Source organism: Actinosynnema sp. CS-041913, assembly GCF_050942485.1.
GTDB lineage: Bacteria > Actinomycetota > Actinomycetes > Mycobacteriales > Pseudonocardiaceae > Actinosynnema.
The window spans coordinates 3,891,424-3,907,245 of record NZ_CP192037.1 but is presented as its reverse complement, the minus strand read 5'-3'; the positions used below and the strand labels follow the sequence as shown (position 1 = coordinate 3,907,245).

At 72.2% G+C, this 15,822-nt stretch carries 13 protein-coding genes; 3 read left to right on the top strand and 10 right to left on the bottom strand.

Annotation, left to right across the window (positions count from 1 at the left end; translation table 11 throughout):
- Positions 1 to 282: 282 nt before the first annotated feature.
- From ACQPZF_RS18630 to ACQPZF_RS18620, 3 genes are all read right to left on the bottom strand, one after another.
- Positions 283 to 1,530 carry a diguanylate cyclase gene (locus ACQPZF_RS18630; protein WP_433273281.1) on the bottom strand — a complete coding sequence of 416 codons (1,248 nt, stop codon included), beginning with the start codon at positions 1,528 to 1,530 and terminating at the stop codon, positions 283 to 285.
- 420 nt (positions 1,531 to 1,950) lie between these two features.
- Positions 1,951 to 3,108, bottom strand: a complete 1,158-nt coding sequence (locus tag ACQPZF_RS18625) for an MFS transporter (RefSeq protein ID WP_433273279.1) — start codon at positions 3,106 to 3,108, stop codon at positions 1,951 to 1,953.
- Positions 3,105 to 4,301, bottom strand: coding sequence for an MFS transporter (locus ACQPZF_RS18620; RefSeq protein ID WP_433273277.1), 1,197 nt, complete (start codon positions 4,299 to 4,301; stop codon positions 3,105 to 3,107). The genes ACQPZF_RS18625 and ACQPZF_RS18620 overlap by 4 nt, the downstream gene beginning before the upstream one ends.
- Before the next feature lie 35 nt (positions 4,302 to 4,336).
- On the opposite strand from ACQPZF_RS18620, the gene ACQPZF_RS18615 reads away from it, so the two are divergent.
- Entirely contained in the window at positions 4,337 to 5,338 is a 1,002-nt protein-coding gene (locus ACQPZF_RS18615) for a sigma-70 family RNA polymerase sigma factor (protein ID WP_433274605.1), read from the top strand.
- Between the two features lie 224 nt (positions 5,339 to 5,562).
- On the opposite strand, the gene ACQPZF_RS18610 is transcribed toward ACQPZF_RS18615, so the two are convergent.
- Positions 5,563 to 6,195: a DJ-1/PfpI family protein gene (locus tag ACQPZF_RS18610; protein WP_433273275.1), complete on the bottom strand. Its 633-nt coding sequence runs from the start codon at positions 6,193 to 6,195 to the stop codon at positions 5,563 to 5,565.
- Between the two features lie 37 nt (positions 6,196 to 6,232).
- Positions 6,233 to 7,186, bottom strand: a complete 954-nt coding sequence (locus ACQPZF_RS18605) for a GlxA family transcriptional regulator (RefSeq protein ID WP_433273273.1) — start codon at positions 7,184 to 7,186, stop codon at positions 6,233 to 6,235.
- 78 nt (positions 7,187 to 7,264) lie between these two features.
- Between ACQPZF_RS18605 and ACQPZF_RS18600 the strand changes: the two genes are divergently transcribed.
- Positions 7,265 to 8,017, top strand: a complete 753-nt coding sequence (locus ACQPZF_RS18600) for an aminotransferase class IV (protein WP_433273271.1) — start codon at positions 7,265 to 7,267, stop codon at positions 8,015 to 8,017.
- Between the two features lie 51 nt (positions 8,018 to 8,068).
- Here ACQPZF_RS18600 and ACQPZF_RS18595 read toward each other — a convergent pair whose 3' ends face one another.
- Entirely contained in the window at positions 8,069 to 8,518 is a 450-nt protein-coding gene (locus tag ACQPZF_RS18595) for an Lrp/AsnC family transcriptional regulator (RefSeq protein WP_433273269.1), read from the bottom strand.
- Positions 8,515 to 9,645, bottom strand: coding sequence for a M24 family metallopeptidase (locus ACQPZF_RS18590; protein ID WP_433273268.1), 1,131 nt, complete (start codon positions 9,643 to 9,645; stop codon positions 8,515 to 8,517). The genes ACQPZF_RS18595 and ACQPZF_RS18590 overlap by 4 nt, the downstream gene beginning before the upstream one ends.
- A 101-nt stretch (positions 9,646 to 9,746) precedes the next feature.
- Here ACQPZF_RS18590 and ACQPZF_RS18585 point away from each other — a divergent pair, with 101 nt between their 5' ends.
- A complete protein-coding gene (locus ACQPZF_RS18585) occupies positions 9,747 to 10,724 on the top strand; it encodes a 5'-3' exonuclease (protein WP_433273266.1) in 978 nt (325 codons plus the stop codon).
- Positions 10,725 to 10,936: 212 nt separating this feature from the next.
- On the opposite strand, the gene ACQPZF_RS18580 is transcribed toward ACQPZF_RS18585, so the two are convergent.
- The 3 genes from ACQPZF_RS18580 to ACQPZF_RS18570 form a co-directional block, all read right to left on the bottom strand.
- Complete coding sequence (locus ACQPZF_RS18580; protein ID WP_433273264.1) at positions 10,937 to 12,142, bottom strand: GNAT family N-acetyltransferase; 1,206 nt, start codon at positions 12,140 to 12,142, stop codon at positions 10,937 to 10,939.
- 113 nt (positions 12,143 to 12,255) lie between these two features.
- Positions 12,256 to 12,948, bottom strand: a complete 693-nt coding sequence (locus ACQPZF_RS18575; RefSeq protein ID WP_433273262.1) for a DUF4333 domain-containing protein — start codon at positions 12,946 to 12,948, stop codon at positions 12,256 to 12,258.
- A gap of 102 nt (positions 12,949 to 13,050) precedes the next feature.
- Complete coding sequence (locus ACQPZF_RS18570; RefSeq protein ID WP_433273260.1) at positions 13,051 to 15,807, bottom strand: DEAD/DEAH box helicase; 2,757 nt, start codon at positions 15,805 to 15,807, stop codon at positions 13,051 to 13,053.
- Positions 15,808 to 15,822: the final 15 nt, after the last annotated feature.

Below are 15,822 nucleotides of genomic sequence, written 5' to 3'. Positions count from 1 at the left end.
CACGCCGCCCGCAGAGCGACCCGCCCAGCGTGCCAAGCCGCGCGTCTCGGGCCTGCACTTACCGGGCAAGGGTTTCCGCGACTTGATCAGCCGGGAGGGTTGCTCGGCGGGCGGCGGGTGGCGTTCCAGCCGTCCCCCGGCAGCCCATAGGTCCTGGGCAATGTGGTCCATCTGCGTAATGTTCCCGGCTTGAGCCCAGACCTGCGTGCTTATAGAGCACGTTGAGTCCGTGGTTGCCCTTCTGCCGTCTTTTTGTTTCAAAAGCTTCTTTTCATGCGTTTTTCATGGCGTTTCTGATCTTGCGGCGGGCATCCAGCGGAGTCGGCGGCGTTGGCCGGCTACCTGGACCTGGTCGCGGCCCAGGCGTTTTGCCTCGTAGAGGGCTGCGTCTGCGGCGGCCAGCAGGCCTTCCACGGTGTCCTCGGCCACGTCCGGCCAGACTGCGATGCCGATGCTGACGGTCAGGCCGTCCACGGTGCCGCCGGCGCCGTCGTCGGCGGTTACGTGGTGCACTTGGCTGCGCATCCGTTCCGCGATGGTCAGTGCCTCTTCGCGTTCGACCGACGGCAGCAGGACAGCGAACTCCTCGCCGCCGAAGCGGCCCACCGCGTCGCCGCGTCGGACCACGCCGCCCAGTGCCACCGCGATGCGGCGCAGCACGGCGTCGCCGGTCTGGTGGCCGTGGGTGTCGTTGATGTCCTTGAAGTGGTCGACGTCGATCATGAACAAGCCGACCGTCGCGCCCGGTGGTTGGCGGCGGGTCCGGTCCAGTTCCAGTTTCGCCTGGAGGTGCCATGCCTCGGCGTTGAGCAGGCCGGTCTTGGCGTCGGTGCGGGCGGCCAGTTCGAGTTGGTGGATCAGCACGGTGCGGTGCAGGGCGACCGCCGCGACGACCATCGGCACCGCGAATCCCGGCCACCAGGCGACGGCGAGCGCGACGAACGTGCCCATCGCGAGTTGGCCGGCTTCGAGCAGGTTGTCCGAGGCGCTGCCGATCGCGTCCTTGACCGAGCGGGGCCGGACGGTCAGCAGGATCACCACGGCGACCAGGGTGGTGTTCACCAGCCACTGGGCGGTGCCCGCGCCGACCAGGCCGACCAGGTCCAGCCAGCCCTGGGGGCGCTGCTCGCCGAGGTGCGCGCGCAGGCCCGTGACACCTGCCACGGCGTTCGCGGCGAGGGTGGCCAGCACCATCATCGACGTGGTGAAGACGTTCCGGTGCGGCGGCCGGGACGCGTCCCAGCGGCCCACCACCCACCAGCGGTGCGCGTAGATCAGCACGACCAGGGCCACCGCGAGCGACGGTGGCAGGACGACGGCGCCGGCCAGCATCCAGATGCTGCACAGGTCGACGTGCGGCAGGTGGCTGTGGTCGCGGCGGATCCGTTCGATCCAGCGGGAGCAGTGCAGGTGCAGGGCGGCGCACCCGGCCAGGACGGCGAACGTGGCCCACGCTCCGGCGGGGACCGGCCACGCGGTGGACGCGGCGATGGCGACCACGGCGAGCAGGTCCACCGACAGCACGTACACCAGGGCCTGCCGTGGCAGGGACCATAGTGACCAGCGTCGATCGCTCGACGACGCTGACCGCACTCTGCCCATGGTTCCTCGCGACCGTCTGATCCGGACTGTGAACGCGTCCGGACGGACCGTCACAGTAATTGTGACCTGCGCGGATGTCAGCCGCTAGCGGGGTGACGCGACCCACAGGGAGGTGACCGCGGTGCGGGACAAGATCTGGTGACCCAGCCCTGACCTCGACCGTTGCCCGAACCGCAGCCGACAGGGAGGTGGGCGGTCATGCGCGACAAGATCTGGTGACCCCGGTGACCCATGGTCCGCGGCCAGGCCGTGAGGGGAGGTGCGCCGCCATGCGCGACAAGATCTGGTGATGTCCGACTGTGCCGAACCGGGACGACGCGGTGGCCGCGCCGCGCGCGCGGCCACCGCTCACATCCTGACCAGCCACAACGCGGCCAGCGCCGCACCCACGCCGCTGACGACGAGCGTGGGCGCGAGACCGACGGCGCCGCCGAGCAGCCCGCCCAGCAACGCGCCCAGCGGGGCGGCGCTCCACACCGTCGTGCGGATGGTCGCGTTGACCCGGCCGTGCATGGTGGGCGGGGTGAGGGCGTAGCGGATCGGGACCTGGAGCACGTGGTAGATCTGGAGCGCGAACCACATGATCGCGACGCTCGACGGGTGGATCACCACCCCCGCCGCGCCCAGTCCGGCGACGGCGATCGCGGCCGGCATCGCGGTGGTCCTCAGGCGTGGGGCGACGAGCGAGCCGGCCAGACCACCGGCCGCGCCGACGGCCAGGGTGCCGCCGATCCGCGCCGGGGACATGCCGGTGTCGTTCAGGTGGAGGATCAGGACGGCGAGGAACGCGTTGATCCAGAACATGTGGGTCGCGGTGCAGAGCGTGACGTTCCGGAGGAGCCGTTGGCCGAAGACGACCCGTGCGCCGGCCGCGATGTGGCGGATCAGGCCGGTGGTGCGCTCGGGGCGGTGAGGGCTGCGGACGCCGGTGAGGGTGGCGGCGGAGACCAGGAAGCTCGCGGCGTCGGCCAGCAGGGCGATCGGGGCGGTGAGCGTGGTGACCAGCCAGCCCGCGAGGGCGGGGCCCGCGATCTGGGCGGTGGAGTGGCTGGTTTCGAAGGCGGCTTGGCCGGGGGTGAGGTGGTGCGGTGGGACGATCAGCGGGACCAGGGCGAGGGTGGCGATGTCGGCGAACACCGCGAAGGCCCCGGCGGTGAAGGCGATCGCGGACAGTAGCGGGATGGTGAGGGCGTCGGTCGCGTGTGCCACCGGGACCAGGGTCAGGGCGGCGGCTTGGCCCAGCGCGCAGGTGATCAGGAGCGGGCGGCGGGGGAGGCGGTCCACCCAGACGCCGGCCGGGAGGCCGAGGAACAGGTAGGGGAAGCGGGCGGCGGCGGCGAGGACGCCCATGTCCCACGGGGTCGCGCCCAAGGTGAGGGCGGCGACCAGGGGTAGTGCGACGACCGTGACCTGGGAGCCGATCAGGGAGACCGACTGGCCGGACCACAGCAGCACGAAAGTCCGGTTTCGGCGCAACGGCACGGGTGGGGAGTCGCAGTAGGTCATGGCACGTCGGTGGCGCCGGCCGAGGCGCGGGTCCAGGCGGCGGTGGCGGCCAGGGCCAAGGCGGTGCCCACCAGGCCCGAGAGCGCGATCGCCGTGCCGGCCGAACCGGTCGCGGTGGCGAGCAGGCCGCCGCCGGCGACTCCGACGCCCTGTGCCGCGACGAGACCGCTGCGGGCGAAGCCGAGCGCCTGGCCACGGTGTTCGTCCGGCACGAGTCGCACGAACGTCGCCCCCGCCGTGACCTGGTAGGCGCTGAACACGCCGCTCAACCCCAACAGCGCGACCGCGCCGACGAGGTCCGGCGCGAGGAAGTACCCCACCAGGGGCAGGGCCGTCGCCACCGCCAGCAACCCCAGCAGCCGGACCCTCCGCGTCGCAGGCAGGAACCGCAGCAGCACCGTCCCCAGCACCATCCCCGCCGGATCGGCCGCCAGCAGCACGCCGACGCCCGCGACACCCGCCCCGACCTCGGCCGAGAACGGCGCGGCCAAGCCCTCCGGCACCACGGTGAACAGCGCCAGCCAGCCCAACGCCACCAGCAGCCGCAGCCGGCGGTCGCGCCACACCAGGGCCGCGCCTTCGCGGATCCGCACGTGGGTCCGCTTCACCTCGCCGGGCGCGGGCCGGTGGCGGAGTCCGAGCCTCAGCAGCACGGCCGACAGCGCGAACGTCGCCGCGTCCACCGCCAGCGCCCCGGACGTCCCGAGCCACGCCACCACCAGACCGCCGCCGGCGAAGCCGAGCAGCAGCCCCGCCTGGTGGGTGATCAGGTGCACGGACTGCCCGGCCTCGTACCGGTCACCCAGCACCGTCGGCAGCAGCGCGCCCTGCGCGGCGGCGAACGGCGGCTCGGCCAACTGTGCCACCACCAGCAGGGCCGCGACCAGCGGCAACGGCACGCCGGGCACGGCCATCACGGCGAGCAGCACGGCCCGGACGACGTCCGCCGCGACCATCACCGCCCGCCTCGGGCACCGGTCGGCGAGGCCGGTCAGCAGCACGCCCGACACCAGGGCGGGCAGCATGGTCAGGGCGTAGGTCAGCGCGGTCCACGCCGCGGAGCCGGTGCGCTGGAACACCAGCACCGACAGGGCCACGCGGGCGAGCTGGTCGCCCACCGTCGACAGGGCCGCCGCCGTCCACAGCACCCGGAACTCGGGCACGGCGAACGCCGCCCGGAAACCCGTGCCCAATGCTCCTCCGATGAGTTTCCGAGAGCGGTCCCGTCATACGTTGTGCGGCGTGCGGCCAGCACGCCACCGTACAAGCCCGGAGGACGGCCATGAGCGAGGTTGCGACGATGACGGTTGACTTCACGCGGGAGACCGAAAAGCACCGCCACGAGCTGCGCGTGCACTGCTACCGGATGCTCGGCTCGTTCGACGAGGCCGAGGACCTGGTGCAGGAGACGTTCCTGCGGGCGTGGCGGGGGCGCGACACGTTCCAGGGCCGTTCGTCGTTCCGGGCGTGGCTCTACCGGATCGCGACCAACGCGTGCCTGGACGCCATCGACCGCCGTCCCGCGTCGACCGTCGTCGCGCCCGAGATGCCCACCGTCGAGGTGCCGTGGCTCCAGCCGTTCCCGGACGCCCTGCTGGACGAGTCGGCGGAACCGGACGCCGAGGTCGTGGCGCGGGAGACGATCGAGCTGGCGTTCCTCGCGGCCGTGCAGCACCTGCCGGCGAAGCAGCGCGCGGTGCTGGTGCTGCGGGACGTGCTGGGCTGGCGGGCGAGTGAGACGGCGGACCTGCTGGACGACACGGTGCCGGCGGTGAACAGCGCCCTGCAACGCGCGCGGGTCACGCTGCGCAAGCACCTGCCGGAGCGGCGCGCCGACTGGAGCGCCGACCCGTCGGCGGAGGAGAAGGCGGTCGTGAAGCGGTTCGTGGAGGCTCACGAGCAGGGCGACCTGTCCGCGTTGGCGGCGGTCCTGCGCGAGGACGCGCTGTGGGCGATGCCGCCCCAGCCGGAGTGGCACCGCGGCCGGGACACGCTGATCGGCATCTGGATGCCGATGGTGGCCGGCCCGGAGGCGTGGGGCGAGTGGAAGCTGGTGGTGACGTCGGCGAACCGGCAGCCGGCGGTGGCGAACTACGTCAAGCGCCCGGGTTCCGACGTGTTCGAGCCGGTGGCGTTGGACGTGCTGCGGGTGGAGGGCGACCAGGTGGCCGAGATCCTCACCTTCCCGGCCGACATGTTCGCCCGCTTCGGCCTGCCCGCGACCTGCTGATGTTCGACGTCCGGGTGGTCACGGTCACCGGCACGCGGGCGTTCGACGCCGTCGAGTGGCGCGACGCGCTGGTGGTCGTCGCGGACGGCGCGGTGGTGCTGGAAGGCGTGAGCGGCGCGCGGCGGCCGTTCGCCAGGGGTTCCGTGCTGGTGCTCGACGGGCTGCCGCTGCGCGCGATCCACCAGCACGGCGGTCGGCCCGCCGTGCTGGTGGCGGTGGCCCGGTCAGGCCGGGAAGCCGCCGACGGCGGAGCGCGCGAAGGCCACCATCTCGGCGGGGGCGGTCTCGGGAGACCCGGCGTCGTAGGGTGGCTCGGGGGCGTACTCGATGACGAGCTGGGTGAATTTGGCGCGGTCGTCACCCCAGATCAGCCCGACCAGGGTGAGCGCCATGTCGATCCCGGCGGACACCCCGGCGGCGGTGACGACGGACCCGTCCCGCACCACCCGGTCGGTGCTGACCACCGCGCCGCGCTCGGCCAACGCGTGCCGCACCGCCCAGTGCGTGGTGGCCGGCCGTCCGTCGAGGATGCCCGCGGCGGCGAGCAGCGTCGACCCCGTGCACACCGACGTGGTCCAGGTGGCGGTCGGGTGCACCTTGCGCAGCCACGCGGCGACCACCCCGTCCGCCAACGGGGTCTGCCACGAGCCGCTGCCCGGCACGACGATCACGTCGGCGCGGTCCAGCGCGTCGAACGTGACGGTCGGCGTGATGATCAGACCGGCGTCGGCGGTCACCGGTTCGAGCGTCTCGGCGACGAAGTGCGCCTTGACGCCCTCCTGATGGCCCAGCACCTCGTACGGGCCGATCAGGTCCAGCGCGGTCAGGTTCGGGTAGAGCACGAAAGCCAGGTCCATCGGAATTCCCCCTCTGGTCGCGAAGCGAACCGAGAACTCAAGCCGCACCGGTGGTGCGGAACCTGTGGCGGTAGCCGCCCGGCGTCACGCCGAGCACCCGCAGGAAGGCCCGGCGCAGGGTTTCCGCCGAACCGAAGCCGCTGCGCCGGGCCACGACGTCCAGTCCCTCGTCGCCCGACTCCAGCACCCACGCAGCCGCCTCCACCCGCGCCCGCTCCACGTACCGGGCGGGCGGCACGCCGACCTGGCGCGGGAACACGCGGGCGAAGTGCCGTGGGCTCATCGCGGCGCGGCGGGCCATCTCCTCGACCGTCCACGGCGCGGCCGGGTCGTCGGCGATGGCGTCCAGCACGGCCCGCAGCCCCGGCTCCCGGACCGGTGGGACGCGGGACCGGACGCTGAACTGCGACTGCCCGCCGGGTCGTTGCAGGAACACCACCAGCCAGCGCGCCACCAGCCGGGCCAGGGCGGCGTCGTGGTCGCGTTCGAGCAACGCCAGCGCGAGGTCGATGCCCGCCGTGACACCCGCCGACGTGGCCAGCCGCCCGTCGCACACGTAGATCGCGTCCGGCACCACCTCCACCGACGGGTGGCGCTGCGCCAACTCCGCGCAGAACGCCCAGTGCGTGGTGGCGCGGGCCCCGTCCAGCAGACCCGCGGCGGCCAGCACGAACGCGCCGGTGCACACGCTCGCGACCCGCCGCGCCGTGGCGGCGAGGCGGCGCAGCTCCCCCACCAGCTCGGGCGACCGGGCCGCCTCGGCGAACCCCATCCCGCCGACCACGACGATGGTGTCCACCGGCCCGCTCACCTCACGCAGGTCGTCCGCGTCGAGCCGGATACCGGAGGCGGTGAACCCCCCGCCCACCGCCGCCAGCCGCACCCGGTACCCGCCCTGCACCGCCGCCGCGCCCTGGAACACCTCCACGGGCCCGGCGATGTCCGCCAGCGTCGCGTCCGGGTAACCGACCACCAGCACTTCGCGTTCCACACCATCCACCCTCGCCACGTCCGCGGGTGGCGGCAACGACCCGCGACCCTCGATTCCTGCCACGCTACGGTCGAACACGTGCTGAGGATCGAGATCGACGGCGGCCCCGCGACCGCCGAGGGGCTGGCGCTCGGCGCGCTGTCCAACTACGGCCACTTCACCGCCATGCAGGTCCGCGACCGCCGCGTGAAAGGCCTCGACCTGCACCTCCGCCGGCTGGACGCCGCCAACCGGGAGCTGTACGGCACCAGCCTGGACGGCGACCACATCCGCGCGCTGATCTCCCACGCGCTCGCCGACGACATCCGCGACGCGGCGGTCCGGGTCGTCGTTTTCGGCCCCACCACCCCGGCCGTGCTGGTCGCGGTGCGCGACCCGGCCGACCCGCCCGGAGACCCGCAGCGGCTGGTGTCGGTGGACTACCAGCGCCCACTGCCGCACGTGAAGCACCTCGGCGGGTTCGGCCAGTCGCTCCACGGCAAGCGCGCCAGGGCAGCCGGATACGACGACGCCCTGCTGACCACTTCGGACGGTGTCGTGATCGAAGGCGCCATCGCCAACATCGGTTTCCTGGACGACACCGGGATCGTGTGGACCGAAGCGGACTGGCTGCACGGCATCACCATGCAACTGCTGGAACGCGAACTGCCGTCAAGGCGGGCCGTGGTGCGGTTGGCGGACCTGCGCGCCTACCGCGGCGCGTTCCTGTCCAACTCGGTCGGTGTCAGCCCGGTGACCCGTGTCGACGACGTCGAGTACGAAGTGGACACCGCCGCGATGGCCCGCATCCGTGCCGCCTACGACGCCGTGCCGTGGGACGCGTTCGAGTAGACCCCGGGACGTGGTCGACCGGTTCACCCGCGTCATGGGCAGGCTGTTCCGCTAGACGGCGGGCGGGCGGTCCTCGTACGGGGTGGACAGCACGACGGTGGTGCGGGTGGACACGTTCGCCACCTCGCGGATCTGCCGCAGCAGCTCCTCCAGCGCCGTCGGCGACGCCACCCGGACGCGGAGGACGTACGAGGCGTCCCCCGCGACCGAGTAGCAGGCCTCGATCTGCGGCAGGTGCTCCAGCCGCTTCGGGTAGTCGTCCGGAGCCGCCGGGTCGATCGGGGTGAGCGAGATGAACGCGGTCAGCGGCAGGCCGACCTCGTCGCCGTCCAGCCGCGCGGCATAGCCGCGCACCACGCCGCGCTGCTCCAGCCGCCGCACCCGCTGGTGCACGGCCGACACGCTCAGCCCCACGCGCTCGGCGAGGTCGGTGAAGCTGCACCGGCCGTCGGCCGCCAGCTCACGCAGGATCGCCCGGTCTATCGGCTCCAGAGCGGTCACGCCGGCAGCACCACCAGTTCGTGGGGTTGGTTGTTCACGCTCTCGACACCGTTCCCGGTGGCGACGACGATGTCCTCGATCCGCGCGCCCCACCGGCCGGGCAGGTAGATGCCGGGCTCGACGCTGAACGCCATGCCCGCCTCCAGCACCAGGTCGTTCCCGCCGACGATGTAGGGCTCCTCGTGCACGTCCAGCCCGATGCCGTGGCCGGTGCGGTGCACGAAGAACTCGCCGAACCCGGCGTCCGCGATGACCTCGCGCGCGGCGGCGTCGACCGACTCGCAGGTGACACCGGGCCGGACCGCCTCCACGGCCGCCCGCTGCGCGGCCTGGAGCACGGCGTAGGTCTCCCACACGTCCTCGTCCCGGGGCTCGCCGAGCACGTAGGTCCGCGTGGAGTCCGAGTTGTACCCCTCGGCTACCGGCCCGCCGATGTCCACGACCACCACGTCACCGGCCTCGATGACCCGGTCGGACAGGCTGTGGTGCGGGGAGGCGCCGTTCGGCCCGGACCCGACGATCACGAACTCGGCCAGCTCGTGCCCCTCGGCGACGATCGCGGCGGCGATGTCCGCGCCGACCTCGGCCTCCGTGCGCCCCGGCCGCAGCCACTCCCCCACCCGCGCGTGCACCCGGTCGATGGCCGCGCCCGCCTTGCGCAGCGCGTCGATCTCCGCGGCGTCCTTGCGCATCCGCAGCTCGCGCAGGACCGGCCCGGCGAGCACCTGCTCGCCACCGACGGCCTCACGCAGCCGCAGCGTGTGCAGGGCGGGCATCATGTCCGCCACGGCAACCCGCCCGGTGCCCTTGAGCGCCCGCTTGACCAGCGCGTACGGGTCCTCACCGTCGACCCACGTGGCGACCTCGACCCCGAGCACGTCGGTCGGGACCGCCGCGTAACCCGGCTGCTCCAGCTTCGGCACCACCAGCACCGGCGTGCCGCCGACCGGCAGCACCAGGCAGGTCAGCCGCTCGAACGACGAGCCACCCGCGCCGATCAGGTACCGCAGGTCCGAGCCGGGCGTGATGAGCAGGGCATCCACTCCGGCGACGGTCGCCGCGGTGGCGGCCTTGTCCAGTCGCGCGCGGAGGGCATCCACGTCAATGGGTCCAACATGGGTCGACATGTCTCGGCAGCCTAGTCCTGTGCGCACGACGACATGCCACTCAGCCTGATCAACACTCGCCCGACGACCGGACGGCGACGCCCGTCCGACCGGACCACGCGATGTCGGACCTGTCTGGCAAGCTGTCCGGGGTGAATAGCCCGCTCGTCCTGATGGACGCCGCCAGCCTGTACTTCCGGGCGTTCTACGCGCTGCCCGAGTCGATGACCGCGCCCGACGGCACACCGGTCAACGCGGTGCGCGGGTTCGTCGACACCATCGCCAAGGTGATCACCGACCGGAACGCGAGCCGGCTGGTCGCCTGCCTGGACGCCGACTGGCGGCCGGAGTTCCGGGTGGCCGCGCTGCCGTCGTACAAAGCGCACCGGGTCGCCGCCGAGGCGGTCGACGGCGAGGAGGAGGTGCCGGACACCCTCACCCCGCAGGTGCCGATCATCCTGGACGTGCTGGACGCGGTCGGCATCGCGACGGCCGAGGCGTCCGGCTACGAGGCCGACGACGTGATCGGCACACTGGCCGCCCGCGAGCGGACCGACGCGGTAGAGGTCATCACCGGCGACCGCGACCTGTTCCAGGTGGTCCGCGACGAGCCGACCGAGGTGAAGGTGCTCTACCTGGGCCGGGGCTGGGCCAAGGCCGAACTGCTGGGGCCCGCCGAACTGGCCGCGAAGTACGCCCTCCCGGTCGCCGACGCCGGTCCCGCCTACGCCGGGATGGCCGTGCTGCGCGGCGACCCGTCGGACGGCCTGCCCGGCGTCGCCGGCATCGGGGAGAAGACGGCGGCCAAGCTGATCAGCGAGTTCGGCTCACTGGACGCGGTGCTGGCCGCCGTCCACGACGGCAAGGACCGCAAACTCACCACCCGCGCGCGAACGGCCCTGCTCAACGCGCAGGACTACCTGGCCGTAGCCCCGACCGTGGTCAACGTGGCCACCGACGCCGACGTGGTCATGGACCGCCCGGACCCGGTGCCCGCACAACCGGCAGACCCGGACCGCGTGGCGGAGTTGACCAAGCGCTGGGGCCTGGGCAGCTCCCTCCCCAGACTGCTCACCGCACTGGAACGCCGCCACGCATAACAGATTCCAAAGCTTCTTCTACGCAGCTTGACGGCAGAAGAGCGACCACGAAGCAAGGCGACCAGCACCTACGCAGGTCTTGGACACAGCCGGGGACACTACGAAGCAGGACCACATCATCGAAAGCCCTAAAAGCCGCCGGGGACGGCCGCAGCCGCAACACGCCGCCCGCATCCGTCCCCTGGGTAACCACAAGCCGCGCTCGCAGCCGGTCAGAAGTACGTCCCGCACCACGGCACTTGATCCACCGCGAACAACGCATCGGCGCGCACCAACGCCTCCGGCGAGTCGGCAGCGAACCGCCCGGCCATCGCCAACGCCCCGAACGAGACATCACCCAGATAGGCAGCCCCGAGAACATCCACATCCACCACGAAATCCGGCGACGAGGAAGTCCGGGAAGCACCCGACGGGGTGATCAGATAGGCCCCCTCGTTCTCCGGCAGGAACCGATCACGCACGCCGATCACCACGGACCCCTCAGACCGGTAAGTGCGGACAGACAGGGCAGCTTCCACGTCCACCAGCCGCAACCACGTCTCGTCCATCTCATCGGTGACGCGCACCGCCCGACGGTCGACCGGGAGCCACTCCAGCGGCTCATCCACCGGGCGGCCTTCGGCCAGCACCTCGCCCACCAGGTCGATGCCGAACAGGAACGCCCACAGGTCCGACCAGGCACGGGGCGATGCCCACAGGTCCAGCACCTCCAGGAGGGTCGGCTTCTCGTTGCCCGACTCGAACGACCCGGGCGTCACCTTGTAGATCACGTACCCGTCGTCGCCGTCCGGACCGGAGGCCACCGCGTACTTCCGGTTCGCCTCGGCCTGGTCCATCACGACGTTCGTGTGCCACCACCCCGGCCACCGCGCGATCCCGCCCGCCCGTCCCCGCGACAAGCGCTCGAACAGCGACCGGACCACCGGCAAGGCCGCTTCCGGCGAAACCAGCCGCACCCGCCCCCTGATCGGCAGCCGTGGCCGCGCCGAGGCGCGTTTGACCCGCACCTCGCGGAACCGGCTCGCCACGCCGTAGCCGAAGCGCTCGTAGATCACGCCCTCGGACGCGCGGAGGGTGGCCGCCACCTCGCCGGACTCCCGGAAGGCCCGCAGTTGCGCCCGCTGCAACGCCGTCAGCGCACCGCGCCGCGTCCAGTCCGCGCGCACACCGACCCGGCTCACCGCCGCCATCGGCACGACCGCGCCGCCCGGCACCGCCAACCGTGACGGGAACGACTGCACCGTGCCGACCAGCTCGTCGTCCGCGAACGCGCCGAAGGTCCGGCCGGGCTCGTACGACGGCCGCACCTGCTCCCAGCGCTCGTCGTTGGCGGGCCCGTTGTGCAGCGTCCCGCGGAACAGGGTGTGCGCGGCGCGGTAGTGGGCGTCGTCGAGGACGCGGATGTCCAGATCGGTCACCGCCTGATGGTGCCCGCGCGACCGCCCGGGACGCGAACGAGTTTCGACTCGGGCGGGAAAACGCGAGGCCACCCCGCGGCGGACGGGGTGGCCTCGGCGAAGCTCGGGTGGGATCAACCCGTGGGCTGGCCGACCTCGTACTCTCCGTCCGCGGTCTTCACCGTGATCTTCACGTCCTTGTCCTTGCCGCCGATCTTCACCTTGCAGGTGAACGTGCGGTTCGGCTCGACCGGGTTCTCCCCGGTGCAGGTCGCGCTCTCCACGTCGGAGATCTTGTAGTCGTCCTTGAGGATCTGCACGATCCCGGTCTGCACGGCCACGTTGTCGAAGATCTTCTTCTTGAAGAAGCCCGGCGTCACGAAACCGGTGATGCCGACTGCCGCGACCACCAGCACGACCAGCGCGACGACGACCCACAGCACCGCGCCGGACTTCTTGGCGGGCGGCTGCTGCGGACCGAAACCGGGCTGGCCGTAGGGGTTCTGCTGCTGCCCGTAACCAGGCTGCCCGTACTGGCCCTGCTGCTGGCCCCACTGCTGCTGCGACGGGTCCTGCTGGCCGTACGGGTTCTGCTGCTGGTTCGGGTCGTACCCGGCGGGGTACTGCTGCGAGTACGGCTGCTGCTGGGGCTGCTGCCCCCACTGCTGCTGCTGCTGCTGTTGCTGCGACGGGTCCGGCTGCCCATAACCGGGCTGCTGAGCGGGGAAACCACCCGACGGCGTGCCGGGGTACCCACCACCGTAGGGCTGTTGGCCCCACTGCTGGTTCGGGTCGTTCCCTCCGGACGGTCCGTACGGACTGGTCATGCTCGGCCTCCGACGGTCGGTCTGGAAAAGATGCGTCAAGTCTTGCGGGCGCGATCAAACCACAGGAGCGCCGGACGCACCCAAGCACCCCGCAAAGCTTTCTCAGACCGTGGCCATCGCCACCACCCCGCGCCGCAACGCGTCGACCGCCTTGCGGGCCGTCGCGCCCACCGGATCACCGCCGCCGACCACGTCCCTGATCTGGTCCAGGAAGTCGATCACCTGCCGGCACCAGCGCACGAAGTCGCCCGCGCCCAGCTCCGTCCCACTGGCCTCGGACGCGCTCAACACCTTCTCCAGCGACTCGCCACGCGCCCACCGGTACACCGGCCACGCGAACCCCGGGTCGGGCTGCCGGGTGCGGTCCAGCTTGTGCCGCCGCTCGTCGTCCTCCAGCTCCGCCCACAGCCGCGCGGTGGCCATCATGGCGTCGGACACCTTGCCCGGCGGCAGCCGCGTCTCCAGCGGGCCGTCCCGGCGCGCCTCGTACACCAGCGACGAGACCACGGCCGCCAACTCCGACGGGTCCAGACCACGCCACACGCCGTGCCGCAGGCACTCCGCCGCCAGCAGGTCCGACTCGCTGTAGAGCCGGGTCAGCCGCTTGCCGTGCTCGGTGACCTCCTCGCCCGGCCCGGACTCCTCCTCGTGCAGGTAGCCGCGTTCCCGCAGCAGGCCCCGGATCCGGTCGAACTCGCGCGCCAGCGAGTGCGTCGTCGCCGCGACCTTGCGCTCTAGCTGCTCCGTCTCGGCGAACAGCCGGTGGTACCGCTCGCCCCACCGGGCGTGGTCCTCGCGCTTCTCGCAGCCGTGGCACGGGTGCGCGCGCAACGCCCGCCGCAGCGTCGCCAGCTCGGCGTCGTCGTCCGCCGTCGACCGGCGCTTCCGCAGGGCGGGCGCGACGATCCCGGTGGCGCGCAGCGTCGACGCCAGGTCGCGTCGCGACTTCGGCGACCGGGTGTCCACCTGGCGCGGCAGCCGCACGTGGCCCAGCACCTCCACCGGCGACGGGAAATCCGCCGACGACAGCCGGCCGGACCACCGGTCCTCCGTCACCACCAGCGGGCGCGCCTCGCCCAACGGCTCCAGACCGGGGTCGATCACCACCGCCAGCCCGGACCGGCGACCGGACGGCACCGCGATCACGTCGCCCTTGCGCAGCTTCTCCAGCGACGCCGCCGCCTCCGCCCGCTTGGCCGACGAGTTCTGCCGCGCCAACGCCTTCTCCCGGTCCGCGACCCGCCGCCGCAGCGAGGCGTACTCCGTGAAGTCGCCGAGGTGGCAGGTCATCGCCTCGGCGTAGCCGCCCAGCGCCTCCTTGTTGCGCTCGATGCGCCGCGCCAGCCCCACCACCGACCGGTCCGCCTGGAACTGCGCGAACGACTGCTCCAGGATGTCCCGCGCCGCCGCCGCGCCCAACTGGTGCACCAGGTTCACGGCCATGTTGTAGCCGGGCCGGAACGACGACCGCAGCGGGTACGTGCGGGTCGACGCCAGACCCGCGACCGCCTTCGGGTCCACGCCCGGCTGCCACACGACGACCGCGTGCCCCTCGACGTCGATCCCCCGCCGCCCGGCACGGCCGGTGAGCTGCGTGTACTCCCCCGGCGTGAGGTCTACGTGCGCCTCGCCGTTGTACTTGACCAGCTTCTCCAGCACGACCGTGCGGGCGGGCATGTTGATGCCCAGCGCGAGCGTCTCGGTGGCGAACACGACCTTCACCAGCCCGCGGACGAACAGCTCCTCCACGGTCTCCTTGAACGCCGGCAGCAGACCCGCGTGGTGGCTGGCGATGCCCCGCTCCAGCGCCTCCCGCCACTCCCAGTACCCCAGGACCATCAGGTCGCCCTGCGGCAGGTCGCGGGTCTTCTCCTCGATGGCGTCGCGGATCTCCTCGATCTCGGCGTCGGAGTTCAGCCGCAGCCCGGCCCGCACGCACTGCGTGACCGCCGCGTCACACCCGGCACGGCTGAACACGAAGTCGATCGCCGGCAGCAGCCCCGCGCCGTCCAGCCGCTGCACGATGTCCACCCGCGACGGCGGCTTGAACCCCGACCCGCGCGGCGGACGGCCCTTGTTGTTCCGGTTCCGGCTCCACGGCACGTGGAACCGCGCCAGGTCCTCGGTGTGGCGCAGTAGCTGCGGGTTGATCCGGGCGTGCCCTTCCGGGCCCTCGCCCGCGAACAGGTCCATCATCCGGCCGCCGGCCATCATGTGCTGCCACAGCGGCACCGGCCGGTGCTCGTCCACCACGACCGTGGTGTCGCCGCGCACCTCGACCAGCCATTCGCCGAACTCCTCGGCGTTGCTGACCGTGGCGGAGAGGCTGATCAGCCGCACCGACTCGGGCAGGTGGAGGATGACCTCCTCCCACACCGGCCCGCGGAACCGGTCCGCCAGGTAGTGCACCTCGTCCATCACCACGTACGCGAGGCTGCCCAGCGTGGACGAGTTCGCGTAGAGCATGTTGCGCAGCACCTCGGTGGTCATCACGACCACCGGCGCGTTCCCGTTGACCGAGGTGTCCCCGGTCAGCAGCCCCACCTTGCCCTGGCCGTACCGGGCCACCAGGTCGGCGTACTTCTGGTTGGACAGCGCCTTGATCGGCGTGGTGTAGAAGCACTTGCGGCCCTCCGACAGGGCCAGGTGGACGGCGAACTCGCCGACGACGGTCTTACCCGCGCCGGTGGGCGCGCACACCAGCACGCCGTGCCCGTCCTCCAGGGCCTCGCAGGCGCGCTGCTGGAACGGGTCGAGCTCGAAGGAGAGCACCGAGAGGAAGTCGGTCAGCTTGGGCCGGGTGTTGCGGCGGCGGAAGTCCGCGTACTGGTCGGCCGGAGACCGCGAAGCGCTTGACACCCATCCAGGCTGTCA

Bases quoted from the DNA above. Each gene is read 5' to 3' on its own strand.
- ACQPZF_RS18625 (WP_433273279.1), bottom strand. From the start codon at position 3,108: ATGACCTACTGCGACTCCCCACCCGTGCCGTTGCGCCGAAACCGGACT.
- ACQPZF_RS18585 (WP_433273266.1), top strand. From the start codon at position 9,747: ATGTCGGACCTGTCTGGCAAGCTGTCCGGGGTGAATAGCCCGCTCGTC.
- ACQPZF_RS18590 (WP_433273268.1), bottom strand. From the start codon at position 9,645: ATGTCGACCCATGTTGGACCCATTGACGTGGATGCCCTCCGCGCGCGA.
- ACQPZF_RS18610 (WP_433273275.1), bottom strand. From the start codon at position 6,195: ATGGACCTGGCTTTCGTGCTCTACCCGAACCTGACCGCGCTGGACCTG.
- ACQPZF_RS18575 (WP_433273262.1), bottom strand. From the start codon at position 12,948: ATGACCAGTCCGTACGGACCGTCCGGAGGGAACGACCCGAACCAGCAG.